We start from the raw sequence: 24,748 nt of genomic DNA, 5'->3' as shown, positions 1-24,748 counted from the left end.
CCACCGCGACGCTGACGCGGAGTGGCGTTCCGCGCGGTATCCATTTTCTTTAGCAAAGGTAATGAGCTAAGGTAACCATCATGCCTGAGTTGCCCGAGCACGACGACGCAGCGGTTGCCACGCTGCGCTCCGCCGTGATGCGGCTCGCTCGGCGGTTGCGCAATCAGCGGGTGGAGGAGTCCCTCACGCCCACCGAGATGCAGGTCCTGGCCACGCTCGCCCGTTGCGGCAGCGCCACACCGGGAGAGCTCGCCAAGCGCGAGCACGTGCAGCCGCCGTCGATGACGCGGATCATCGCGATGCTGGAGGAAAAGGGTCTGGTGCGGCGGGAGCCGCACCCGCAGGACCGCCGGCAGGTGGTCGTCAGCAGTACCGAGCAGGCCGAGAGCATTCTCGACCAGAGCCGGGCCAAGCGTGACGCCTGGCTCGCCGAACTCGCGTCCGGTCTGACCGAGGAGGAGTGGGCCGTGCTGCGCGCGGCCGCGCCCGTCCTCGAACGACTGGCCCAGCTCTAGACCCGTACTGCGCCCGTCCCGCGCAACTGAGGCATGCGGAGGAGAGAAGAGAAAGACAACCGCACAGGGGACGCAAGCTTTTGCATTCGTCGCACGGAGAGCCAGAGACCACCGAAGCCCAGACGATCGACCGCACCAACCACAGCATCAACAACAACCGAATAGCCACTTCCGCGAAGAAGAGGACCGGCCGACGGGGCGGCATGTTCTCCGCGCTGCACAACCGCAACTACCGCTACTTCTTCGCCGGCCAGGTCGTCTCCAACTCGGGGACGTGGATCCAGCGCATCGCGCAGGACTGGCTGGTGCTCAGCCTGACCGGCAGCACGCTCGCGGTGGGCGTCACCACCGCCATGCAGTTCCTGCCTGTGCTGCTCTTCGGCCTCTTCGGCGGCGTGATCGCCGACCGTTTCCCGAAGCGGCAGCTGCTGATGTTCACCCAGGGTGCGATGGGTCTGCTCGCCGCAGGACTTGCCGTGCTGACGCTGGCCGGGGTCGTGCGAGCGGAGCAGATCTACATCTTCGCCTTCCTGCTGGGGCTGGTGACCGTCGTCGACAATCCGGCCCGGCAGACCTTCGTCGTCGAGATGGTCGGCAAGTCCGACCTCGCCAACGCGGTCAGCCTCAACTCGGCCAACTTCCAGACGGCACGGCTCATCGGACCGGCCGTCGCAGGCGGCCTGATGGCCGCTGTCGGCGCGGGCTGGGCATTCGCCGTCAACGCCCTGTCGTTCGGGGCCGTGATCCTCGGCCTGATGGCCATGCGCACCAGCGAGCTGCGCCGCACACCACAACTGCCGCGCGAAAAGGGCCAGCTGAGGGAGGGTCTGCGCTACGTCGCCGAACGCCCGGACCTGATCTGGCCGATCGTGCTGATCGGCTTCATCGGCACCTTCGGCTTCAACTTTCCGACGGTGCTCTCGGGGTTCGCGTACTCGGTCTTCCATGTCGGTCCTGGGTTGTACGGTCTGCTCAACACCGCTCTGGCGGTGGGTTCGCTGGTGGGAGCACTCCTGGCGGCGAAGCGGAGCCGTCCGCGCCTGCGGCTGCTGGTCGCGGCGGCACTGGGCTTCGGTCTGCTCGAGGCCGGTGCGGGTCTCGCGCCCAGCTACTGGACCTTCGCCGCGCTGCTGACGCTGGTCGGCCTGCTCGGCCTCACCTTCAACACCGCAGCGAACGCGCTCGTCCAGCTCCGTACGGCACCGGAGATGCGGGGGCGAGTGATGAGCCTGTTCATGATGGTCTTCGCGGGCGGAACGCCGCTGGGCGCACCGCTGGTCGGCTGGCTGACGCAGCAGTACGGCCCCCGCGTGGGCCTGTTGGCGTGCGGACTGGTCTCGGCGGTGGCGGCCGGCCTGGTGGGACTGGTGCTGGCGCGGATCGGGAACCTGCGCCTGCGGCTGGATCTGCTGCACGGGTTCGGGCAGCAGGGACATGTGGTGGCGCTGGTGCCGCGATGACAGCATCAATTGGGGTCTGAGCTGGGGTTTTTCACTCTTGTGGGTGATGGTTTGGGCTTGGCGTGGGGCTGTTTGGGTGTCACAATTGTTCTATGGACGCCTCGATGTTCGGGGGCGGGTGTGAAGACGGAGATGCGTCCATGGGTGAGGGCTGTTCTGGCCCCTCGCTCGGGGATGTGTTCCGTGCGGACCCGCTGACCCCCAAGTCTTCCCGCCAGGCCCGCGCTTGTGCGGAGCCCCTCCGTACCCTGCCCGCTTCCGCACTCTCGTTCCTTGCTGCTCTGGCGGCGGAGGACGACGAGGTGCTGCACGCGGCCGGAGCCCGGTTCCAGTCCGAGCAACTCCTTGCCTTGGTGCGGTTCGAGGAAATGGTCGGCGCGGAGTTGGCGCGCCGCCTGGCGGTGTTCGACCGCACCGGCGGCGCCACCGCCGTCCGGTCCCGCAGCACGAAGGGCTTCCTCCGCACCCACGGGCAGCTCGCGGAAAAGCACGCGAACCACCTGGTCGGCCGGGCCCGGGACCTGGACAAGCTCCGCAGCGTCCGCACCGCCCTCGCGTCCGGTGAGCTGTCCTCCAGCCAGGTCGAGGTCATCGCGAGGGAGATCGCCCCGGTCGAGGACCCCCAGGCCCGCCGGCAGGCCGAGGAACTCCTCATCGCCCAGGCCAAGGTCCTGCACCTCGCGGGGCTGCGGACGGCCGCCCAGCAGGTCCACGCCCACCTCGTCGCCGAGGAAGACCCCAAGAACGAGGACGTTCCCGCGAGCTTCCAGTCCTGGGCGAAGCTGTCCCCGACCGGCACCTCGGACGACCCGTTCTGGGTCCTGTCCGGTGAACTGTCGCCGGTGGTGGGGGAGAAGCTCCGCGTCGCCCTCGAGGCCGCCATGGGCGCTCCCGTCGACGGGGACCCGCGCACCCACGCGGAGCGGATGGGCGACGCCATCGAGACCGTCGCCGACCTCGCGCTCGGATCGGACAAGCTCCCCACCACGGGCGGTCAGCGTCCGCACCTCACGCTCATCGCGGACCTCGACGCCCTGCGGAACACCTGCCCCACCCACCCCACCCTCGACCACACCGAGTCCGAGGACGACGAGCCCGAAGAGGGTGAGGATGACCTGTCGGGGCTGCTGCGCCCTCGGGTGGCGGCGACCACGACCCGGGGCTACCAGCTCCCCGCCTGGCAGGCCCGAAAGGAAGCCTGCGACTGTCAGCTCCGCGTCATCCTGACGCGCGGCCAGGACAAGCCCGTCTCCATCGGCCGCGCCACCCGCACCGTCCCCGCCCACCTGCGCGACGCGGTCATCGCCCGGGACCGGCACTGCGTCTGGCCCGGCTGCACCCGCCCCCCGACCTGGTGCGAAGCACACCACCTGACCCACTGGGCCGACGGCGGCACCACCAGCCTCGACAACCTCGCCCTCCTGTGCGGCGAACACCACACCGACCTCCACCAAACCGGCTGGGAACTCGAAATGATCAACGGCCAACCCCAAGCCGTCCCACCACCCGACACCCCACCACCCCCCAACACCAGATACCCCCGATAACGAGCCAGCGCGCCGACGAGCCGCCCCACCAGGCGGCCCACCGGCACGCCCACACGCATGTACGCGCATGCGCGCAGGCTCTGCGCCGCTACTTCAGGCGCATGGCGAAGAGCATCCCGGGCCAGTCCGGTCGGCCTTCCCTCGGGACCACGAACGGCTCGACCTCCACGAAGCCCTGCGTCGCGTACCAGGCCTTCAGCCGGCCGTCGTCGCCTGCGAAACAGTCGACTCGCACGAGGCCCAGGCCGCGTCGGTGGGCCTCTGCCACCGCTTCCGCGATCAGGAATCCGCCCACGTCGCGACCCTTGAACGCGCGCGACGTCGCCAGCAGATTGATGAACAGCTCGGGCTCGCCCGCAGGGGGGAAGTAGTCGGCGGCGCCGGTCTCGGAGACGGAGAGGACGCCCGCGATCTCGTCAGTCGCAGTCACCGCCACCCGCAGCTCGGCGCGGTCGATGCGGCTCCGGATGCGCTCCACCAGCGCTGGATTCGTGGACCAGGACTCGGTCCCCCACTGCGCCACACGGCCCAGGCCGATGAGCCAGTCCATGATGCCGTCCATGACGGCGAGCACACGCGGGGCGTCCTCGGAGGTCGCCAGTCGGACATGGAGTTCGGGATCGGCGGTGTTCGTCATGTGATCATTTCTATCGGATCAAGGCGTCCGACTGGTGGGCACTCACGTGGACGCGCATTCCGTTCGACGGGGCTTGTCGGAGAGACTGCCGGGATGAGACTCTTCCTCGCCGTCGTGCCGCCCGAGTCGGCGATCCAGGAACTGGATGCCGCCGTGCGACCGCTGCGCTCGCTCCCGCAGGGGACGGGGTTGCGCTGGACGGGGCTGGAGTCGTGGCACCTGACGCTGGCATTCCTCGGACAGGTGGACACCGAGCAACTGTCCGCGCTCGAGCCCGGGCTGGCGCACGTCGCGCATGAGCATCCGGCGCACCGGCTCCGGCTCGCCGGTGCGGGGCGGTTCGGTGACCGCGCGCTGTGGGCGGGTGTCTCGGGGGACACGCTCGCGCTGCGCAAGCTCGCCGAGGACGTGGCGGACGCGGCGCGGCGCAGCGGGATAGCGGTGGACGACCGGCTCTTCCGTGCGCATCTCACCCTCGCGCGCAGCGGCACGGCCCGTGCGGACCTGAGGGCACTGGCGGCGGCGCTCGCGGACTTCCAAGGCGCGGAGTGGACGGCGGGGACGCTCTGCCTGATGCGTAGCTACCTCGGTGCCGGGCCCGCGCACTACGAGGCAGTTGCGGAGTGGTCTCTCACCGCCGAGGGCTGATCCCTGCGCCTCACCTCACACGGACGCGGCGGCCGGTTCCGCGTCGCCCGCGGTTGCCATAACCGTAGCCAGGGCTGGAGCTATGGCCGGAGCTGTGGCCGGAGCCACGAGCGTGTCCGCGGGTGGGGTCAGCCACTTCCGGCAGGCGACAAGGAGCACAGCGCCGAAGACGATGCCGGCGCAGGCGATCAGCGCTGCCGCTCGCAGCGAACCGCCGACGACCGCGCCGGACGCGGCGGACCCGAGCGCATTGCCCGTGGAGAAGACGGTGACCAGCCACGCGAAGGCCTCCGTCGTGGTTCCGGTCGGGGCGAGTTCCGCGATGAGCACGAATGCCGCCGCCAGCAGCGGGGCGAGACCGAGACCGGACACGGTCGCGGCCGCGCTCATGCCCAATGGGCCGGGGACGGCGAGGAGCGGGAGGTAGCAGGCGGCCATGCCGGCCGCGAGTGCCCAGGTGCGGGTGGAGGTGGGGGCCTTCCAGCGGACCGCGCCGTAGGCGAGGGCGCCGAGCAGTCCTGCGAAGGCGGCGAGTGCGAGCAGGAGTCCGGCTCCGCCCGGGAGGCCCGGGTGCTCCTGGGCGTAGGCGACGAAGAGGATGTTCTGGCCGCCGACGGACCAGCCGGTCCCGGCGAAGGCGAGCAGGAGCAGCACCAGACCGCGCGAGCGCAGCGGCCCGAGCCAGTGCCGACGCGGATGGCCGGACGCGACCTCGGCTCCTGCCTCAGCCCCTGCCTCGGCCCCTGCCTCGCCCCCCGCCTCGCCCGAAGCGGAGGCCGACGCCCCCGCCGACGCCACCTCCACCGCCACCGCCGACGCCGACCGCCAGGCCGGCGCGGGGGCGGAGGTCGCGACGACCAGCGTGCCGGCGATGCCCAGTCCGGCCGCCAGCCACAGCGCGGCGCTCGGTGAGCCGAAGGCGGCGATGCCCGCCACCAGCAGTGGTCCGGCGACGTAGAGGATCTGCTGGGACGCGGAGTCCAGCGCATAGGCCGTCTCCAACTGTTCTTCCGCGACGATGTCCGGCCAGAGCGCGCGGAGGCAGGGCTCCAGCGGCGGCATGGCGACACCGGCCAGGGCCGCGCCGGTCACCGCCATCGCGGCCGAACGCGGGTCGAGGGCGAGCAGGACGTAGCCCGTGGCGGCCACGAACGCGGAGGCGAGCAGCACGCGCGGTTGGCCGAGCCGGTCGACGGCGCGGCCGAGGACCGGGCCGCCGATGGCCGCGCTGATGGCGTAGGCGGCGGTGGTCAGGCCGATCTGGGCGTAGGACGCTCCCGCGCCGCGCAGCGCGAGCGCGATGGCGACGACCGTCATGCCGGCGGGGAGGCGTCCGGTCAGGGTGCCGGACAGGAGGCGGGCGACGACGGGGGCGCGCAGCACGGAGAGATAGCCCATGGATAACCAAGTTATACGTATAACTTGAATGAGGCAAAGCCGCCGATGAGCCCGTGAGCACTCGGGCAAAGCCGTTAAAAGGCTGTGCGTCAGGGCAGGCCAAAAGGCAGAGGGCCTCGCCCCGGCTGTGCGCCGGGGCAGGCCCTCTTGGGTACTACGTGGACTGCTGGTGACTCAGTTGGAAGTCAGACCTACAGCGGGGTGACGTTCTCGGCCTGCGGGCCCTTCGGGCCCTGGGTGACGTCGAACTCGACGGTCTGGTTCTCCTCCAGCGAGCGGAAGCCGCTCGAGTTGATGGCGGAGTAGTGGACGAAGACATCGGGGCCGCCGCCGTCCTGGGCGATGAAGCCGAAGCCCTTCTCGGCGTTGAACCACTTGACGGTTCCGGTCGCCATACCGTTCTCCTTGCGAGGGACGAAATGGACGCCACACCTCGTGGCATCCGGTCCGCTGCGCTGATCACCCCGCCGTGCCTTCCAGGGACTTCTGTGACAAAGCTCTGAAAATCACAGAAGCCCGCGGTCACATGTGCTCCGCAGGCTTCAGTACTGCATGGGAAATCAAACTGCAACTGCAGAAACCCTAGCACGCAGCCTCGCCCCCGGCCAGGGATGATCGTCAGGCGGGTCTACTGTTCTTCGGGTGGACACCCAACACCCGCACATGCAAGACCTGCACCTGCAAGAGCGCCAGCAGCGGCCACGCGTGGGACACATCCAGTTCCTCAACTGCCTCCCGCTATACTGGGGGCTGGCCCGCACCGGCAGCCTCATCGATCTGGACCTCACCAAGGACAATCCGGACGCACTCAACGACGCCCTCGTCGACGGGCGGCTCGACATCGGGCCGATCTCCTGCGTCGAGTACCTGCGCCACGCCGATCAGCTGACCGTGCTCCCGGACATCGCCGTCGGAAGCGACGGGCCGGTGATGTCCTGCGTGATCATCAGCGAGCTGCCGCTCGACGAGCTCGACGGTCGCCGGGTCGCGCTCGGCTCGACGAGCCGGACCTCCGTCCGGCTGGCCCAGCTGCTGCTGGCCGAGCGCTTCGGGGTCACGCCCGACTACTACACCTGCCCGCCGGACCTCGGCGCGATGATGCAGGAGGCCGACGCCGCCGTCCTCATCGGCGACGCCGCGCTCCGCGCGTCCCTGCACGAGGCGCCGCGGCTCGGGCTCCACGTCTACGACCTCGGTGCGATGTGGAAGGAGTGGACCGGGCTGCCGTTCGTCTTCGCCGTCTTCGCCGCCCGCCGCGACTTCCTGGCGCGCGAGCCGGAGACCGTGGCCGAGGTGCACCGCGCGTTCCTCGAGTCCAGGGACCTCTCCATGCAGGAGATCGACAAGGTCTGCGAGCAGACCGCTCGTTGGGAGTCGTTCGACGCGTCCACGCTGCACCGCTATTACGCGGAGGCGCTGGACTTCAGCTTCGGCGAACGGCAGCTCGAGGGAATGCGGGAGTTCGCGTCGCGCATCGGCCTCGCGACGGACGAGATCCGACTGTTCGGAAGCTGATCCGCCGGCCGATCGACCCCGGGGCGACCGGCGGCCGCGGACGGGCCGGGTCAGCCCCGGGGGCTGAATGCCTCTGGCGTACGCTGACGAGGTGACTACGCCTGCCGCAGAGACCCAGCCCGCCGCAGAGACCAAGCTCGCCGCAGAGACCAAGGCCGCTGCAGAGACCGAGCGCGCCGCAGGAACCGAGCCCCTCCAGGCCGTCCTCGACCACGCCGCAGCCGGGGGACGTATCAGCGCCGAGGAGGCGCTGGAGCTGTACCGGCACGCGCCGCTGCACGCGCTCGGCGCAGCCGCGGATGCGGCGCGCCGTCGCCGCTACGCCGGGACCGAGCACATCGCGACGTACATCATCGAGCGGAACATCAACTACACCAACGTCTGCGTGACGGCCTGCAAGTTCTGCGCCTTCTACGCGGCGCCCAAGGACACCGAGAAGGGCTGGTCGCGCGACCTCGACGAGATCCTGCGCCGCTGCGCGGAGACGGTCGAGCTCGGCGGCACCCAGATCATGTTCCAGGGCGGGCACCACCCGGACTACGGGGTCGAGTATTACGAGCGTGCCTTCTCGGCGATCAAGAAGGACTTCCCGCAGCTCGTGATCCACTCCCTCGGCGCCTCCGAGGTGGACCACATGGCGCGGATCTCCGGCGTCAGCGCCGAGGAGGCGATCCGTCGGATCCACGCGGCCGGGCTCGACTCCTTCGCCGGAGCTGGTGCGGAGCTGCTGCCCGAGCGGCCGCGGAAGGTGATCGCGCCGCTCAAGGAGTCCGGCGAGCGCTGGCTGGAGATCATGGAACTCGCGCACAACCTGGGCGTCGAGTCGACCTCCACCATGCTGATGGGGACGGGCGAGACCAACGCCGAGCGGATCGAGCACCTGCGCATGATCCGTGACGTGCAGGACCGCACCGGCGGCTTCCGCGCGTTCATCCCCTACACCTACCAGCCGGAGAACAACCATCTGAAGGGCCGCACGCAGGCGACGCTCTTCGAGTACCTCCGGCTGATCGCGGTGGCCCGCCTCTTCCTCGACAACGTCGCGCACATCCAGGGCTCCTGGCTGACCGTCGGCAAGGAGATGGGGCAGCTGTCGCTGCACTACGGCGCGGACGACCTCGGCTCCGTGATGCTGGAGGAGAACGTGGTCTCCTCGGCGGGCGCGAAGCACCGGTCGAACCGGATGGAGCTGATCAACCTGATCCGCGCCGCCGGTCGCGTCCCGGCGCAGCGCGCGACCACCTACGAGCACCTGGTCGTCCATGACGACCCGGCGAACGACCCGGTGGACGACCACGTCTTCTCGCACATCGCCTCGACGGCGATCGAGGGGGGCACGGCCCACCCGGAGCTGAAGCTGCTCAGCCCGACCAACTGACCTGTCGATGCTCACGATTCATGTCGGCGCCCATCCCGACGGCGCTGTCGCGGTCGAGCGTGACCGCGTCGTCGCCGTCGGGGACGTCACGGCGCTGCGCGCCGGCTACCCCGGCGCGCGTGTGCGCGAATGGCCGGGGGAGCTGCGGGCGGGGCTGCTGTGGGAGGGCCCGCTGCCGGACGCGCCAAGCCCGCGCGAGCGCGTGCACGCGCTGCTGCTGCGCGGGGTGACCGCGCTGGCGGCGGGTGCGCTGGACGACGATCCGGCGCTCGGGCAGGCCGCGGCACGGGTCGGGCTCCCCTTCGGGACGCCTGCGCCGCTCGCCGTCGGCGCGCGCGCCGACTTCGCGGTCTTCGCACCAAGCAGGACCGACGCCACCGACGGGACCGACGCCATCGACGCCACCGACAGAACCGACGGGACCGACAGAACCCACAGATCCGACAGAACCCACAGATCCGACCGCGCCTGCCTGGCCACCGTCCTCGCGGGGCGCCTCGTGCACCGTCGTACGTAACGCAGAGGAGAATGAGCGCGTGACCCGAGCCTCCCTGGACAAGCAGCCGCACGAGGTCGCCTCGATGTTCGACGACGTCGCGGCGAAGTACGACCTCACCAACGACGTTCTCTCCCTGGGCCAGACCCGCCTCTGGCGTCGCGAGGTCGCGCGGGCGGTCGACGCCCGGCCCGGTCAACGGGTGCTGGACCTGGCCGCGGGGACGGCGACCTCGTCGATTCCCTTCGCCGAGGCGGGTGCGCAGGTCGTCCCGTGCGACTTCTCGCTCGGCATGCTGCGCGAGGGCAAGCGGCGTCACCCCGAGCTCCCGCTGACGGCGGGGGACGCGACCCGGCTGCCGTTCGCGGACGGCGTCTTCGACGCGGTCACCATCTCCTTCGGGCTGCGGAACGTCCAGGAGACGGACGCCGCGCTGCGCGAGATGCTGCGCGTGACCAAGCCCGGCGGGCGCGTGGTGATCTGCGAGTTCAGCCACCCCTCCTGGCCGCCGTTCCGCACCGTCTACACCGAGTACCTGATGCGCGCGCTGCCCCCGGTGGCCACCGCGGTCAGCAGCAACCCGGACGCCTACGTCTACCTCGCCGACTCCATCCGCGCCTGGCCCGACCAGCCGGCCCTCGCCACCCGCCTCCAGCAGGCCGGATGGCAGCGAGTAGCCTGGCGCAACCTCACGGGCGGCATCGTCGCGCTGCACCGCGGGATCAAGGGATAGGGACTCCGCGGGACGGCACGCACCGCACGTACGGCACGTACGGCATGTCCGGACCCGGAGCAGCCGCTCGGCTTCAAGGGCGTCCGGGCTTCCGGCTGACTGCGGGGCGCAGGCCGATTGTGAGCGGCGGGTTCTCTAGACTCGACCGCATGCCCGCCCCGACGACTCAGGAGCCCAGGTTGAGCGAGAGCACCAGCACCGTGGAGGCCCACGCCGATGTGATCGTCGTCGGCGCCGGCCCGGCCGGGGCGACGACGGCGTACCACCTGGCCCGGTCCGGTCTCGAGGTGCTGCTGCTGGAGAAGTCGCGCTTCCCCCGCGAGAAGGTCTGCGGGGACGGGCTGACGCCGCGCGCCGTGAAGCAGTTGGTCGACATGGGCATCGACGTGTCCGAGGAGAGCGGCTGGCTGCACAACAAGGGCCTGCGCATCATCGGCGGCGGCGTTCGGCTGGAGCTGGACTGGCCGGAGCTGGCGACCTTCCCAGACTACGGGCTGGTGCGCAAGCGCGCCGACTTCGACGAGCTGCTGGCGCGGCAGGCCGAGAAGGCCGGGGCCAAGCTGCACGAGGGCTGCAACGTCACCGGTCCGGTACTGGACGAGCGCACCGGGCGGGTCATCGGCGTGACGGCGAAGCTGGAGGACGGCGGCGCTGCGACATCAAAGGACAAGCGCGTCGTGGAGTTCCGCGCGCCGCTCGTGGTCGCCGCCGACGGCAACTCGACGCGGCTCTCGCTCTCGCTCGGCCTGCACCGGCGTGAGGACCGGCCGATGGGCGTCGCGTACCGGACGTACTTCACCTCGCCCCGCGCGGATGACGACTACCTGGAGTCCTGGCTGGAGCTGTGGGACCGCAGGGACGGGCAGGACAAGCTGCTGCCGGGCTACGGCTGGATCTTCGGCATGGGCGACGGGACCAGCAACGTCGGTCTCGGGCTGCTGAACACCACCAAGTCGTTCAAGGACATCGACTACCGCGAGCTGCTCAAGGTCTGGTGCGCCGGTATGCCCGAGGAGTGGGGCTACACGCCGGAGAACATGACCGAGCCGATCCGCGGCGCGGCGCTGCCGATGGCCTTCAACAGGCAGCCGCACTACAGCCGCGGTTTCATGCTGGTAGGCGACGCGGGCGGCATGGTCAACCCGTTCAACGGTGAGGGCATCGCCTACGCGATGGAGTCGGGCCAGATCGCGGCGGGCGTCGTCGTCCAGGCGCTGGCCCGGACGACCGACCAGGCGCGCGAGCGCGCCCTGGAGGCGTACCCGCGGATCCTCAAGGACGTCTACGGCGGCTACTACTCCCTGGGACGCGCCTTCGTGAAGGCGATCGGCAACCCGCTGGTGATGCGGATGGCCGCGCAGCACGGCCTGACCCACCCGGTGCTGATGAAGTTCGTGCTGAAGCTGCTCGCGAACCTGACCGACCCGCAGGGCGGCGACGCGATGGACCGGATCATCAACGGTCTGGCCAAGGTCGCCCCGAAGGCGTGAATATCGACGGCGTGAGCACGGACGAGTTGAGCACAGGCGAGTTGAGTACCGACGAGTTGAGTACCGACGACGTAGGCGTCACCGAGCCGACCGAGCCGACCGAGCCGGTCGGGGCGCGCGGGGCGCACCGGGCGGCGGAGACGCGGGCCGACCGGCTCCGCGCCTTCGGCGCGCGCTTCGGTCGGCGCTTCGGCGCGCCGCTCGCGCTCTACGGCGCCGTGAAGCTGGTCGGCCTGCTCGTCCTGCTGCGGCTGCTCGCGTATTCGGGGACCTACCGCACCAACACGCCGCGCTACGGCGGCGGCGCGAAGCCCTGGGACGTGCTGGGCTCCTGGGACGGCTGGTGGTACCAGGACGTCGCCGCGCACGGCTACCACCCGGCGCTGACACCGATGGCGCCGCTCGGGCCCTTCACGATGGAGCAGAACTCCATCGCCTTCTTCCCGCTCTACCCGGGGCTGATCCGACTGGTCAGCGAGGTGACCGGGCTCGGGCTCTACGGGGCGGGGATGCTGGTCTCCGTCGTCGCCTCGTTCGTGGCGGCGGCCGGGATCTTCGCGTTGACGGAGCGGCTCACCGGGAGCCGGCGCGCGGGGGTGCTCGCGGCGGGGCTGTGGGCGGTGTTCCCCGCGTCCGCGGTGCAGTGGTCGGTGTACTCGGAGGCGCTGTTCACCGCCTTGGCCGTCTGGGCCTGCTACGCGGTCCTGGCCCGTCGCTGGTACACGGCCGGGCTGCTGACGTTGGCCACCGGTCTGACCCGGCCGTCGGCCGTGACGCTGATCGCGGGCGTCTGCCTGGCCGCGTTGCTGGCGCTGTGGCGGCGCGAGGGGAAGCAGGGCGGGCCGGTCTTCGCCTTCTTCGCGGCGCCGTTGGGGTTGGGCGGGTATCTGACCTGGCTGGGCTTCCAGCTGCACGACTTCACCGGCTACTTCACGCTGCAACGCCAGGGCTGGGCGCACTCCTTCGACTGGGGCGCCAACGCTTTCAAGTCCGTCCAGGGCCTGCTGCTGGGCCGGTACGACTACCTCTTCCCCTACCCGACCGAGGACTTGGTGGGGCTGGCGGTGCTGATGTGCCTGCCGGTCCTGGTGTTGCTGTTGTTGCGCCTGCGACCGCCGGCGGTGCTGGTCGTCTACACGCTCGGCACGCTGGCGATGATCATTCTCAGCCAGCAGATGTTCGGCACGATCAGCCGCTTCGTCATGCCGCTCTTCCCGCTCGCCATCCCGCTCGCGCTCGCCCTGCGCCGGATGAGCCGGGGCCAGGCGATCGCGCTTCTGCTGATCCTGGGTGCGATCTCGGGCTGGTACGGCGGCTACGCGATCTTCAACCTCGGGGTGCCGTAGGCGCTCCGACTCCCTTTCGTATCCTCCAGCGCGCCGCCGGGCCCCTCCCGGCGGCGCGCTGGTTTCGTGTGCCCGCTTGTCCGGGTCAAGGCTCTGCACAGACTCGTCACCCTGACGAGGCCAGGTTCACTAACACGTGGTCGCCGCAGGAGCAAAACTTGCTTTGGATCCAAGGCCGATGCTAGGCGCAGGGCCTCCGAGCTGCGTCAATGCGCGGCCTCACCACTGCTTGTGAACGCAAGCACACGCAATGTGTCCGATTTTGCCCTCTCATTGCTTCATGATCATCTGTCAGGTGGTGTAGATCACAATCTTGGTCTGTGACCGCGTGTCGCAGATCACATGCGAAGAGGCATAGGATGCAGCCGTCTTGGGGGCTTGTGAACTGCCTCACATGTGGGGATCACAGTCATAGGCGAAGCCAAAAAAGGCAGCCCAAGCTGCACGGACCGCAGTCACCGACAGGGACGTCGGCACGGACTGACGCCTGGAGAGGTCGTTCGGCATGAACGCTTATGCGCCGATTCTGGTACTTGGCGCCATCGCGGCTGCGTTCGCGGTCGGCTCGGTGGCGATGGCCGCGCTGACCGGCCCCAAGCGCTACAACCGGGCCAAGCTCGACGCCTATGAGTGCGGGATCGAGCCCACGCCGCAGCCGGTCGGGGGCGGTCGGTTCCCGATCAAGTACTACCTGACGGCGATGCTCTTCATCGTCTTCGACATCGAGATCGTCTTCCTCTACCCGTGGGCCGTGACCTTCGACGCCCTGGGGATCTTCGGCCTGGTGGAGATGGTGCTGTTCATCGCCACGGTGTTCGTGGCCTACGCGTACGTCTGGCGGCGTGGGGGGCTCGAGTGGGACTGACAAGCGAAGCACACGACCCACAGGACCCACACGACCAAGGCTGAGAAGAGGAACGACGGATGGGTATCGAGGAGAAGCTGCCCAGCGGCTTCCTGCTCACCACGGTCGAGCAGGCGGCGGGGTGGGTGCGCAAGAGCTCGCTGTTCCCGGCGACCTTCGGGCTCGCCTGCTGCGCCATCGAGATGATGACCACCGGCGCCGGGCGCTACGACCTGGCGCGGTTCGGCATGGAGGTCTTCCGCGGTTCGCCGCGGCAGGCGGATCTGATGATCGTCGCGGGGCGGGTCAGTCAGAAGATGGCACCGGTGGTGCGCCAGGTCTACGACCAGATGGCGAATCCGAAGTGGGTCATCTCCATGGGCGTCTGCGCCTCCTCCGGCGGGATGTTCAACAACTACGCGATCGTCCAGGGCGTCGACCACATCATCCCGGTCGACATCTACCTGCCCGGCTGCCCGCCGCGTCCGGAGATGCTGATGGACGCGATCCTCAAGCTCCATGAGCAGATCCGCCACGAGAAGCTCGGCGTCAACAAGCGCCGCGCCGAGGCGGAGGCCGAGGAACAGGCGCTGCGGGCGGTCCCGACGAGCGAGATGAAGGGGCTGCTGCGATGAGCGAGCAGAACGCCCAAGGCGAGCCCGGGAACGTCCCGGTACCGCGCGAGGGGCAGACTGAGCTGGAGGTCATCGGCGTCCGCCGCGGCATGTTCGGCGGCGACGCCAGCGGGACGAGCGGCGACACCTCCGGGTACGGGCGGCTGGTCCGGCCGATCGTGCTGCCGGCGGCGAGCAGCCGACCGTACGGAGGCGCCTGGTTTGACACCGTCGCCGACGAGTTCGAGGGCGCGCTGGAGGAGCAGGGGCTCGGCCCCGAGGCGGCGATCGAGAAGACCGTCGTCGACCGCGGCGAGATCACCTTCCACGTGCACCGTGAGCACCTGGTCCAGGTGATGCGGACGCTGCGCGACGACCCGGCGCTCCGCTTCGAGCTCTGCACGGGCGTCAGCGGCGTGCACTACCCGGGCGACGCCGGGCGCGAGCTCCACGCGGTCTACCACCTGCGGTCGATCACCCACGGGCGGCTGATCCGCGTCGAGGTCTCGACGCCGGACACCGACCCGCACATCCCGTCCACGGTCGCGGTCTATCCGACCAACGACTGGCACGAGCGCGAGACCTACGACTTCTTCGGCATCGTCTTCGACGACCACCCGGCGCTCACCCGGATCATGATGCCGGACGACTGGCTGGGCCACCCGCAGCGCAAGGACTACCCGCTCGGTGGCATCCCCGTCGAGTACAAGGGCGCGCAGATTCCGGCTCCCGACCAGCGGAGGTCGTACAACTGATGTCCAGTCAGACTGCACCCCAGGCACCCGGGGCATCCGGGGCACCGCACGCTCCCCGTCAGGCCGAGGCACCGGGCCGGGAGACGACGGAAGGCCGCGTCTACACGGTCACCGGCGGCGACTGGGAAGAGGTCGTCAGCGCGGTCGCGGCGAGGGCCGACGACGAGCGGATCATCGTCAACATGGGTCCGCAGCACCCGTCCACGCACGGCGTGTTGCGCCTGATCCTGGAGATCGACGGCGAGACGGTGAAGGAGGCCCGCTGCGGCATCGGCTACCTGCACACCGGCATCGAGAAGAACATGGAGTTCCGGAACTGGGTCCAGGGCACGACCTTCGTGACCCGCATGGACTACCTGACTCCGCTGTTCAACGAGACCGCCTACTGCCTTGCCGTCGAGAAGTTGCTCGGGATCACCGACGACGTCCCGGAGCGCGCCAGCGTCATCCGGGTGCTGATGATGGAGCTCAACCGGATCGCCTCGCACCTGGTGTGCCTGGCCACCGGTGGCATGGAGATCGGCTCCACCACGCTGATGATCTACGGCTTCCGTGACCGCGAGATCATCCTCGACATCTTCGAGCTGGTCACCGGCCTGCGGATGAACCACGCCTACGTCCGCCCCGGCGGGCTGGCGCAGGACCTGCCGCCGGGCGCGCTCGACCAGATCCGCGAGGGCGTGAAGCTGCTGCGCTCGCGGATGCACGAGTACGACAAGCTGGCGACCAACAACCCGGTCTTCAAGGCCCGGTTGGTCGACGTCGGCTACCTCGACCTGGCCGGCTGCATGGCGCTCGGCGCGACCGGGCCGATCCTGCGGGCCACCGGCCTGCCGCACGACCTGCGCAAGACCGATCCGTACTGCGGCTACGAGCAGTACGACTTCGAGGTCGAGACGGCCGACACCTGCGACTCCTACGGGCGCTTCCTGATCCGGCTGCGCGAGATGGAGCAGTCGCTGCGGATCGTCGACCAGTGCCTGGAGCAGCTGAAGGGCTCCTCCGGGGCCGGTGTCGGCGGCTCGGTGATGGTGGCCGACAAGAAGATCGCCTGGCCCGCGCAGCTCTCGCTCGGACCGGACGGGATGGGCAACTCGCTCGACCACATCCGCACCATCATGGGCGAGTCCATGGAGGCGCTGATCCACCACTTCAAGCTGGTGACCGAGGGCTTCCACGTCCCGCCGGGCCAGGCCTACACGGCGATCGAGTCGCCGAAGGGCGAGCTCGGCGTGCACGTCGTCTCCGACGGCGGCACGCGTCCGTACCGGGTGCACTTCCGCGACCCGAGCTTCACCAACCTGCAGACGATGGCCGCGATGTGCGAGGGCGGGCAGGTCGCGGACGTCATCGTCGCCGTGGCCGGCATCGACCCGGTGATGGGAGGCGTGGACCGATGAGTGCGACTCAACTCGGTTTGCCGGAGCTCCCGGCGGCGCCGTACGCCGCCGAGGTACGCGAGCGGCTCGACGCGGACGCGGCGGCGATCATCGCCCGCTATCCGCAGTCGCGCTCCGCGCTGCTGCCGCTGCTGCACCTGGTGCAGGCGGAGGAGGGCTTCGTCAGCCGCACCGGGATCCGGTACTGCGCCGAGCAGTTGGAGCTGACGACGGCCGAGGTCACCGCGGTGGCTACCTTCTACACGATGTACCGGCGGCGTCCTGCGGGCGAGTACCACGTCGGGGTGTGCACCAACACGCTCTGCGCGGTGCTCGGCGGCGACCAGATCTTCGCGGAGCTGCAGCAGCACCTCGGCATCGGCAACAACGAGACGACCGCGGACGGTTCGGTCTCGCTGGAGCACATCGAGTGCAACGCGGCCTGCGACTACGCGCCCGTGGTGATGGTCAACTGGGAGTTCTTCGACAACCAGACCCCCGAGAGCGCCCGCGAGCTGGTCGACCAGCTGCGCGCGGGCGGGGGCGCGGACGTGCAGCCCACCCGCGGGGCGCGGCTGTGCAGCTTCAAGGAGACCGCGCGGATCCTGGCCGGTTTCCCCGACGAGCGGTCGGGCGCGGTGGACGAGTCCGGCGCGGGCGGTGCGCCCAGCCTGGCCGGTCTGCGGCTCTCACGCGGCGAGACCCTGCCGGGCGCGACCCCGACCCGGGTCGTCGCGCCGCGTCACGAGGGCACCGACCGCGAGGACACGGCCCACCCCGATGGCACGGCCACCGACACGGGCATGGGCACGGAAGGGGACGAGGCATGACCGCGACGCACCCGGAGAAGCTGCTCTCCCCGGTCCTCTCCGCGACCTGGGACGCGGACCGTCCCTGGACGCTGGCCACCTACCGCGCCAACGACGGCTACAAGGGCCTGCACGAGGCGCTGCGGATGGACCCGGACGCCGTCATCGCGCTGGTCAAGGACGCCGGTCTGCGCGGTCGTGGCGGAGCGGGCTTCCCGACCGGCATGAAGTGGCAGTTCATCCCGCAGGGCGACGGCAAGCCGCACTACCTCGTCGTCAACGCGGACGAGTCGGAGCCGGGCACCTGCAAGGACATCCCGCTGCTCTTCGCGAACCCGCACTCGCTGATCGAGGGCATGATCATCGCGAGCTGGGCGATCCGCTGCAACCACGCCTTCATCTACCTGCGCGGGGAGACCGTGCCGGTGCTGCGCCGCCTGCACGCGGCCGTCCAGGAGGCGTACGACGCCGGATACCTGGGCCGGAACGTGCTGGGCAGCGGCTTCGACCTGGACATCACCGTCCACGCCGGTGCGGGCGCGTACATCTGCGGCGAGGAGACGGCGCTGCTCGACTCCCTCGAGGGGCGTCGCGGCCAACCGCGACTGCGGCCGCCGTTCCCCGCGATCGCCGGTCTCTACGCCTGCCCGACCGTCGTGAACAACGTCGAGTCGATCGCGTCCGTCCCGGCGATCCTGCACCGGGGCAAGGAGTGGTTCCGCTCGATGGGCAGCGAGAAGTCGCCCGGCTTCACGCTCTACTCGCTCTCCGGGCACGTCACCAACCCCGGCCAGTACGAGGCGCCGCTCGGCATCACGCTGCGGCAGCTGCTGGAGGTCACCGGCGGCGTCCGTGAGGGGCACCGGCTCAAGTTCTGGACGCCGGGCGGCTCTTCGACGCCGATGTTCACCGAGGAGCACCTCGACGTCCCGCTCGACTACGAGGGCGTCGCGGCGGCGGGCTCCATGCTCGGCACCAAGGCGCTGCAGATCTTCGACGAGACGACCTGCGTCGTCCGCGCGGTGACCCGGTGGACCGAGTTCTACGCCCACGAGTCCTGCGGCAAGTGCACGCCCTGCCGTGAGGGCACCTACTGGCTGGTCCAGCTGCTGCGCAGGATCGAGGCGGGCGAGGGTGTCCCCGGCGATCTGGAGAAGCTGAACGACATCGCCGACAACATCAACGGCAAGTCCTTCTGCGCCCTGGGCGACGGCGCCGCCAGCCCGATCTTCTCCTCGCTGCAGTACTTCAGGGACGAGTACGAGCAGCACCTGCGCGAGCGCCGCTGCCCGTTCGACCCGGCGGCCTCGACGGTCTGGGCGGGCGGTCGTGGACGGCGGGCCTACATCTCCGAGAGTCACAGCCCGGGGGAGGACCCCGGCGACGATCCGGGCGACGACCGAGAACCGCACGGCGACGGCCGTCCCGGTGACCTAGACCCCGCGAGTGAGAACGGAGTGCTGGCGTGACCGCGACGGTCCCCGAAGAGGGCACTGCCACCGACCTGCTGACCGTCACCATCGACGGAGTCGAGGTCAAGGTGCCGAAGGGCACCCTGGTGATCCGCGCCGCCGAACAGGTCGGCGTCGAGATCCCGCGCTTCTGCGACCACCCGCTGCTGGCCCCGGTCGGGGCCTGCCGACAGTGCATCGTGGAGGTGGAGGGCCAGCGCAAGCCGGTGGCCTCCTGCACCATCGAGTGCACCGACGGCATGGTGGTCCACAGCCAGCTCAGCTCGCCGGTCGCGGAGAAGGCGCAGCGCGGCGTCATGGAGCTGCTGCTGATCAACCACCCGCTGGACTGCCCGGTCTGCGACAAGGGCGGTGAGTGCCCGCTGCAGAACCAGGCACTCTCGCACGGCCAGTCGGACAGCCGCTTCGAGGGCGTGAAGCGGACGTACGAGAAGCCGATGCCGATCAGCACCCAGGTGCTGCTGGACCGCGAGCGCTGCGTGCTCTGTGCGCGCTGCACCCGCTTCAGCGAGCAGATCGCCGGTGACCCGTTCATCGACCTGGTGGAGCGTGGGGCGCTCCAGCAGGTCGGGATCGGCGAGGGCGACGACTTCCGCTCGTACTTCTCCGGCAACACCATCCAGATCTGCCCGGTCGGCGCGCTGACCTCGGCGGCCTACCGGTTCCGGTCGCGGCCGTTCGACCTGGTCTCCTCGCCGAGCGTCTGTGAGCACTGCGCGAGCGGTTGCGCGACGCGGACCGACCACCGGCGCGGCAAGGTGATGCGCCGCCAGGCGGGCGACGACCCGGCGGTGAACGAGGAGTGGAACTGCGACAAGGGCCGCTTCGCCTTCCGCTACGCCCAGCTGCCGGACCGGCTGAAGACGCCGCTGGTGCGCAACGCGCAGAGCGGTGTGCTGGAGCCGGCCTCGTGGCCGGAGGCGCTGGCCGCCGCCGCGCGCGGGCTCGCGGGCAAGCGGGCGGGCGTGCTGGTCGGCGGCCGGTCGACGGTCGAGGACGCGTACGCCTACGCGAAGTTCGCGCGGGTGGCGCTCGGCAGCAACGACGTCGACTTCCGGGCCCGGGTGCACAGCGCGGAGGAGGCGGAGTTCCTGGCCGCCGCCGTCGCCGGACGCGGGGTCGACCTGGACGGCGGTGGCATTGGCGGCGGCATGCTCAGCGGCGGAGCCGTCGACTACGCGGCGCTGGAGGCGGCGAAGACCGTGCTGCTCGCGGGCTTCGAGCCCGAGGACGAGTCGCCGATCGTCTTCCTGCGGCTGCGCAAGGCGGCGCGGACGCGCGGGGCTTCGGTCTACTCGATCGCGACGCACGCCTCGCGCGGGCTGGGCAAGATGGGCGGAACCCTGCTTCCGGCCGCGCCCGGCACCGAGGCGGAGTGGCTGGAGGCACTGGCCGAGGGCGAGCCCCTCGACGGCGCGGCCGGGGAGGCGGCGCGCAGGCTGCGCGAGCCCGGCGCGATCGTGCTGGTCGGCGAGCGCCTGGCCGGGACGCCCGGCGGCTACAGCGCCGCGCTGCGGCTGGCCAGGATCACGGGCGCGAAGCTGGCCTGGATCCCGCGCCGTGCGGGCGAGCGAGGCGCGGTCGAGGTCGGCGCGCTGCCGGGCCTGCTGCCCGGCGGTCGCCCGGCGTCCGACCCGGAGGCGCGTCGGCAGACGGCGGCGGCCTGGGGACTGGCCGAGCTGCCCCCCGGCTTCGGCCGGGACACGGCGGGCATCCTCGCGGCGGCCGACAGCGGCGAGTTGGAGGCGCTGGTCGTCGGCGGCGTCGAGACCGACGACCTGCCGGACCCGGCGGCGGCGGAGGCGGCGCTGGACCGCGTCGGCTTCCTGGTCAGTCTGGAGCTGCGGCCGAGCGCGGTGACCGAGCGCGCGGATGTCGTGTTCCCGGTCGCGGCGGTCGCGGAGAAGGCGGGCACCTTCCTGGACTGGGAGGGCCGGGTCCGCCTCTTCGAGGCCGCGCTCAAGCCGGACCAGATGACGCAGCGCCACCTCAACGCCGATGTGCGGGTGCTGCACATGCTGGCGGACGCGCTCGACAGGCACCTCGGCCTGCCGGACGTCACCGCCGCCCGCCGCGAGCTGGACGCACTCGGGCCCTGGCGCGGCGAGCGGATGGACGCGCCGATCGAGCTGGCCCGTCCGCTGCCGCGCCCGAGCGCGGGCGAGGCGGTGCTGGCCGGCTGGCGGCAGCTGCTGGACAACGGCGTGCTCCAGCAGGGCGACACCGCCCTCGCCGGGACCCGCCACCCGGCCGTCGCCCGCCTCTCGCCCGCCACGGCGGCGGAGGTCGGCGTCGCCGACGGCGCGCCGCTCACCCTGACCGGCCCGGCGGGCAGCGTCACGCTGCCGCTGGCGATCACGCCGGAGCTGCCGGACCGGGTGGTCTGGATTCCGCTCAACAGTGGTGACAGCAACAGCAACAGCAACAGCGGCAGCGCCGCGCGGGCGCTGGGCGCGACGCCGGGGCGGATCGTGGCGCTGGGCCTGGCCCCCCAGCCGGAAGGCGACGGCACGGACGGCACGGGCATGGACAGCACGGGCATGGACAGCACGGGCATGGACAGCACAGGCATGGAGGAGCTGGGCATGGAGCAGCTGGACATGGGAGAGCAGCGATGACGCCTCACTCGGTGCAACTCGCGGCCGAGGACCTCTCCTTCTTCGGCCTCGACCCCTGGTGGCTGGTGCTGCTGAAGGCGGTGTTCTGCTTCGCGTTCCTGGTGCTGACGGTGCTCCTCGCCATCGTCTGGGAGCGCAAGGTCGTCGCCTGGATGCAGCTGCGCATCGGCCCGAACCGGCACGGCCCCTGGGGCCTGCTGCAGAGCCTCGCCGACGGCGTGAAGCTGGCCCTCAAGGAGGACCTGGTCGTCAGCGGGGCCGACAAGGTGGTCTTCATCCTGGCCCCGGTGCTCTCCGCGATTCCGGCCTTCATGGCCTTCGCGGTGATCCCCTTCGGCCCGGCCGACCACCAGATCTCGATCTTCGGCACCCGGACCACGATGCAACTGACCGACCTGCCGGTCGGCATCCTGTTCATCCTGGCCACAGCGTCGATCGGGATCTACGGCATCGTGCTGGCGGGCTGGGCCTCCGGCTCGACCTACCCGCTGCTGGGCGGGCTGCGCTCGGCGGCGCAGATGGTCTCCTACGAGATCGCGATGGGCCTGAGCTTCGCCGGCGTCTTCCTCTACGCGGGCTCGATGTCGACGTCGGCGATCGTGGACGCGCAGCAGCACACCTGGTTCGCCTGCCTGCTGCCCGTCAGCTTCATCGTCTATCTCGTGTCGATGGTCGGCGAGACCAACCGTGCGCCCTTCGACCTCCCCGAGGCCGAGGGCGAGCTGGTCGGAGGCTTCAACACCGAGTACTCCTCGCTGAAGTTCGCGATCTTCATGCTCGCCGAGTACATCAACATGGTGACGGTCTCGGCGGTCGCGAGCGTGATGTTCCTGGGCGGCTGGCGGGCGCCGTGGCCGATCAGCGCCTTCTGGGCCGGGGCCAACCACGGCTGGTGGCCGATGCTCTGGCTGATCGTCAAGATCCAGCTGTTGCTCTTCGTCTTCATCTGGCTGCGCGGCACGCTGCCCCGGCTCCGCTACGACCAGTTCATGAAGCTGGGCTGGAAGGTGCTGATCCCGGTCTCGCTGGTCTGGCTGGTCCTGGTGGCCACCGTCCGGGCGCTGCGGAACCAGGGCTACAACTTCGGCCACGTCGTGCTCTACGTCGCCGGTGGGGTGGTGGCCGTGCTGCTGCTGTCGATCCTGGTCGACATGCTGCGGCCGAAGAAGGACACGTCACCGGCGGTGTCCGCCGACGAGGGCGCGTTCGACCCGATGGCGGGCGGCTTCCCCGTCCCGCCGCTGCCGGGGCAGCAGCTCCCGGCCGTGCCGCGCAGGCCCTCCCGCCAGGAGAGCAACCAGACCGTTTCTGCACTGAAGGGAGACGACGGTGCCTGACATTCTCGGACCCGCCGCAGGCTTCGGCGTGACCTTCAAGGCCATGTTCAAGAAGCGCCTCACCGAGCAGTACCCGGAGTACAAGAAGCCCACCGCGCCCCGGTTCCACGGCCGCCACCAGCTCAACCGCCACCCGGACGGGCTGGAGAAGTGCGTCGGCTGCGAGCTGTGCGCGTGGGCCTGCCCGGCGGACGCGATCTACGTCGAGGGCGCGGACAACACCGACGAGGAGCGCTACTCGCCGGGCGAGCGGTACGGGCGGGTCTATCAGATCAACTACGCCCGCTGCATTCTCTGCGGTCTCTGCATCGAGGCCTGTCCGACGCGGGCGCTGACCATGACCAACGAGTACGAGCTGGCCGACAGTTCGCGCGAGTCGCTGATCTTCACCAAGGAGCAGCTGCTGGTCGGGCTGACCGAGGGCATGGTCGACTCGCCGCACTCGATTTTCCCGGGCATGGACGAGCGCGACTACTACCAGGGCCACGTCACCGAGGCGGCGCCCGGCACGGCGCAGCAGGTCGCCCACAGCAAGGGCGAACTCGGAGAAGAACACGAGGTGACGGCATGACCTCCACCGGGGAGGCCGTCCAGTTCTGGGTGCTGGCGGTGATCGCGGTCGGCGGGGCGCTGGGCATGGTGCTCAGCAAGAAGGCGGTCCACTCCGCGCTCAGCCTGGCCGGGACGATGATCGCGCTGGCGATCTGCTACATGGCCGAGGGCGCGGTGTTCCTGGGCATCGTCCAGATCGTCGTCTACACCGGCGCGATCATGATGCTCTTCCTCTTCGTCGTGATGCTGGTCGGGGTCACCTCGGCCGACTCCGCGAAGGAGGTGCTGAAGGGGCAGCGCTTCGCGGCGGTGCTGGGCGGGCTGGGCTTCGGGGTGCTGCTGATCGCGGGCATCGCCAACGCCAAGCTGCGCCACTTCACCGGCGTCGGCGCCGCGAACGAGGCGGCGGGCGGCAACGTCCAGGGCCTGGCCCGGCTGATCTTCACGCAGTATGTCTGGGCCTTCGAGGTCACCGGCGCGCTGCTGATCACGGCCGCGGTCGGCGCGATGGTGCTGACGCACCGCGAGGCCACCGAGGTCCGGCAGACCCAGCGCGAGCTGGCCGAGCAGCGGGTCCGGCTGGGCACGCAGGTCACGCCGCTGCCGGCGCCCGGCGTTTACGCCCGCCACAACGCGGTGGACGCGCCCGGCCTGCTGCCGGACGGCACGCCGGCCGAGATCAGCGTCAACCCGACGTTGCGTCAGCGCGGCCAGATGCGCCAGCTCGGCGGTGATCTGCTGCGGCGGATGGGCGAGCTGGAGTCCGGCACGGCCGGCTGGCTCGGCCGCAAGACCCCGAAGCAGCGCGCGGGCACCGAACTCGCCCACGTCGAGGGCAAGCAGCTCGAGGCCAGGGAGCAGCAGGAGTCGCGAGAGGTGGAGGAGTCGAAGTGAATCCGGTCAACTACCTCTATCTGGCAGCCCTGCTGTTCACCATCGGCGCCGTCGGCGTCCTGGTCCGGCGCAACGCCATCGTGCTGTTCATGTGCGTCGAGCTGATGCTCAACGCCTGCAATCTGGCCCTGGTCACCTTCTCCCGGCTGCACGGCAACCTGGACGGGCAGATCATCGCCTTCTTCACCATGGTGGTGGCCGCGGCCGAGGTGGTCGTCGGTCTCGCCATCATCGTGAGTGTCTTCCGCACCCGTCACTCGGCCTCGGTCGACGACACCAACCTCATGAAGCTGTAGCGGCGGAGGCTGACT

23 protein-coding genes and 1 pseudogene are annotated in these 24,748 nt (G+C 70.2%); 21 read left to right on the top strand and 3 right to left on the bottom strand.

Annotated features, from left to right (window positions below; translation table 11 throughout):
- The first annotated feature begins 80 nt into the window (after nt 1–80).
- From ABIA32_RS25910 to ABIA32_RS25900, 3 genes are all read left to right on the top strand, one after another.
- Nucleotides 81–515 (top strand): MarR family winged helix-turn-helix transcriptional regulator, encoded by a 435-nt coding sequence (locus ABIA32_RS25910; protein WP_370100106.1) that lies wholly within the window; start codon nt 81–83, stop codon nt 513–515.
- A 203-nt stretch (nt 516–718) separates the two neighbouring features.
- Nucleotides 719–1,975: an MFS transporter gene (locus tag ABIA32_RS25905; RefSeq protein WP_370100164.1), complete on the top strand. Its 1,257-nt coding sequence runs from the start codon at nt 719–721 to the stop codon at nt 1,973–1,975.
- A gap of 140 nt (nt 1,976–2,115) precedes the next feature.
- On the top strand, nt 2,116–3,522 hold the full coding sequence (locus ABIA32_RS25900; protein ID WP_370100103.1) for a DUF222 domain-containing protein: 1,407 nt from the start codon (nt 2,116–2,118) through the stop codon (nt 3,520–3,522).
- A gap of 88 nt (nt 3,523–3,610) precedes the next feature.
- On the opposite strand, the gene ABIA32_RS25895 is transcribed toward ABIA32_RS25900, so the two are convergent.
- Entirely contained in the window at nt 3,611–4,159 is a 549-nt protein-coding gene (locus ABIA32_RS25895) for a GNAT family N-acetyltransferase (protein WP_370100100.1), read from the bottom strand.
- 93 nt (nt 4,160–4,252) lie between these two features.
- Between ABIA32_RS25895 and thpR the strand changes: the two genes are divergently transcribed.
- On the top strand, nt 4,253–4,807 hold the full coding sequence (gene thpR / locus ABIA32_RS25890; protein ID WP_370100097.1) for an RNA 2',3'-cyclic phosphodiesterase: 555 nt from the start codon (nt 4,253–4,255) through the stop codon (nt 4,805–4,807).
- A 15-nt stretch (nt 4,808–4,822) separates the two neighbouring features.
- Here thpR and ABIA32_RS25885 read toward each other — a convergent pair whose 3' ends face one another.
- Both ABIA32_RS25885 and ABIA32_RS25880 read right to left on the bottom strand, forming a co-directional pair.
- The gene (locus ABIA32_RS25885; protein ID WP_370100094.1) at nt 4,823–6,205 is read right to left on the bottom strand and encodes an MFS transporter; all 1,383 of its coding nucleotides are present in this window, start codon (nt 6,203–6,205) and stop codon (nt 4,823–4,825) included.
- Between the two features lie 191 nt (nt 6,206–6,396).
- Nucleotides 6,397–6,600, bottom strand: coding sequence for a cold-shock protein (locus tag ABIA32_RS25880; protein ID WP_037602390.1), 204 nt, complete (start codon nt 6,598–6,600; stop codon nt 6,397–6,399).
- A gap of 268 nt (nt 6,601–6,868) precedes the next feature.
- Here ABIA32_RS25880 and ABIA32_RS25875 point away from each other — a divergent pair, with 268 nt between their 5' ends.
- The 17 genes and pseudogenes from ABIA32_RS25875 (at nt 6,869) to nuoK (ending at nt 24,733) form a co-directional block, all read left to right on the top strand.
- Nucleotides 6,869–7,720: a menaquinone biosynthetic enzyme MqnA/MqnD family protein gene (locus tag ABIA32_RS25875; protein ID WP_370100162.1), complete on the top strand. Its 852-nt coding sequence runs from the start codon at nt 6,869–6,871 to the stop codon at nt 7,718–7,720.
- 232 nt (nt 7,721–7,952) lie between these two features.
- Nucleotides 7,953–9,098: a cyclic dehypoxanthinyl futalosine synthase gene (mqnC, locus tag ABIA32_RS25870; protein ID WP_370100159.1), complete on the top strand. Its 1,146-nt coding sequence runs from the start codon at nt 7,953–7,955 to the stop codon at nt 9,096–9,098.
- Between the two features lie 7 nt (nt 9,099–9,105).
- On the top strand, nt 9,106–9,615 hold the full coding sequence (locus ABIA32_RS25865; RefSeq protein WP_370100090.1) for a hypothetical protein: 510 nt from the start codon (nt 9,106–9,108) through the stop codon (nt 9,613–9,615).
- 19 nt (nt 9,616–9,634) lie between these two features.
- Nucleotides 9,635–10,327, top strand: coding sequence for a demethylmenaquinone methyltransferase (locus ABIA32_RS25860; RefSeq protein ID WP_370100087.1), 693 nt, complete (start codon nt 9,635–9,637; stop codon nt 10,325–10,327).
- A 149-nt stretch (nt 10,328–10,476) separates the two neighbouring features.
- Nucleotides 10,477–11,817 carry a geranylgeranyl reductase family protein gene (locus tag ABIA32_RS25855; RefSeq protein ID WP_370100084.1) on the top strand — a complete coding sequence of 447 codons (1,341 nt, stop codon included), beginning with the start codon at nt 10,477–10,479 and terminating at the stop codon, nt 11,815–11,817.
- A gap of 11 nt (nt 11,818–11,828) precedes the next feature.
- Nucleotides 11,829–13,163 carry a hypothetical protein gene (locus tag ABIA32_RS25850; RefSeq protein ID WP_370100081.1) on the top strand — a complete coding sequence of 445 codons (1,335 nt, stop codon included), beginning with the start codon at nt 11,829–11,831 and terminating at the stop codon, nt 13,161–13,163.
- A gap of 505 nt (nt 13,164–13,668) precedes the next feature.
- Nucleotides 13,669–14,028 carry an NADH-quinone oxidoreductase subunit A gene (locus ABIA32_RS25845; RefSeq protein ID WP_370100078.1) on the top strand — a complete coding sequence of 120 codons (360 nt, stop codon included), beginning with the start codon at nt 13,669–13,671 and terminating at the stop codon, nt 14,026–14,028.
- A 59-nt stretch (nt 14,029–14,087) separates the two neighbouring features.
- Nucleotides 14,088–14,642, top strand: coding sequence for an NADH-quinone oxidoreductase subunit B family protein (locus tag ABIA32_RS25840; protein ID WP_370100075.1), 555 nt, complete (start codon nt 14,088–14,090; stop codon nt 14,640–14,642).
- Entirely contained in the window at nt 14,639–15,376 is a 738-nt protein-coding gene (locus tag ABIA32_RS25835; RefSeq protein WP_370100072.1) for an NADH-quinone oxidoreductase subunit C, read from the top strand. Before ABIA32_RS25840 ends, ABIA32_RS25835 begins: the two co-directional genes overlap by 4 nt.
- Nucleotides 15,376–16,776, top strand: a complete 1,401-nt coding sequence (locus ABIA32_RS25830; RefSeq protein ID WP_370100069.1) for an NADH-quinone oxidoreductase subunit D — start codon at nt 15,376–15,378, stop codon at nt 16,774–16,776. The genes ABIA32_RS25835 and ABIA32_RS25830 overlap by 1 nt, the downstream gene beginning before the upstream one ends.
- Nucleotides 16,773–17,585 (top strand): NADH-quinone oxidoreductase subunit NuoE, encoded by an 813-nt coding sequence (gene nuoE / locus ABIA32_RS25825; RefSeq protein ID WP_370100067.1) that lies wholly within the window; start codon nt 16,773–16,775, stop codon nt 17,583–17,585. The genes ABIA32_RS25830 and nuoE overlap by 4 nt, the downstream gene beginning before the upstream one ends.
- A pseudogene (nuoF, locus tag ABIA32_RS25820) lies at nt 17,582–18,886 on the top strand (NADH-quinone oxidoreductase subunit NuoF); the annotation flags it as partial. The gene nuoE and the pseudogene nuoF, both read left to right, overlap by 4 nt.
- 143 nt (nt 18,887–19,029) lie before the next feature.
- Nucleotides 19,030–21,654 (top strand): NADH-quinone oxidoreductase subunit G, encoded by a 2,625-nt coding sequence (locus tag ABIA32_RS25815; protein ID WP_370100064.1) that lies wholly within the window; start codon nt 19,030–19,032, stop codon nt 21,652–21,654.
- A complete protein-coding gene (gene nuoH / locus ABIA32_RS25810; RefSeq protein WP_370100061.1) occupies nt 21,651–22,991 on the top strand; it encodes an NADH-quinone oxidoreductase subunit NuoH in 1,341 nt (446 codons plus the stop codon). Before ABIA32_RS25815 ends, nuoH begins: the two co-directional genes overlap by 4 nt.
- Nucleotides 22,984–23,562: an NADH-quinone oxidoreductase subunit NuoI gene (gene nuoI, locus ABIA32_RS25805; RefSeq protein ID WP_370100058.1), complete on the top strand. Its 579-nt coding sequence runs from the start codon at nt 22,984–22,986 to the stop codon at nt 23,560–23,562. The genes nuoH and nuoI overlap by 8 nt, the downstream gene beginning before the upstream one ends.
- Nucleotides 23,559–24,437: an NADH-quinone oxidoreductase subunit J gene (locus tag ABIA32_RS25800; RefSeq protein ID WP_370100055.1), complete on the top strand. Its 879-nt coding sequence runs from the start codon at nt 23,559–23,561 to the stop codon at nt 24,435–24,437. Before nuoI ends, ABIA32_RS25800 begins: the two co-directional genes overlap by 4 nt.
- Complete coding sequence (nuoK, locus tag ABIA32_RS25795) at nt 24,434–24,733, top strand: NADH-quinone oxidoreductase subunit NuoK (protein WP_037605876.1); 300 nt, start codon at nt 24,434–24,436, stop codon at nt 24,731–24,733. The genes ABIA32_RS25800 and nuoK overlap by 4 nt, the downstream gene beginning before the upstream one ends.
- Nucleotides 24,734–24,748: the final 15 nt, after the last annotated feature.

Source organism: Streptacidiphilus sp. MAP12-20 (assembly GCF_041262525.1).
GTDB lineage: Bacteria > Actinomycetota > Actinomycetes > Streptomycetales > Streptomycetaceae > Streptacidiphilus.
This window is presented reverse-complemented; position numbering and strand designations above follow the sequence as displayed.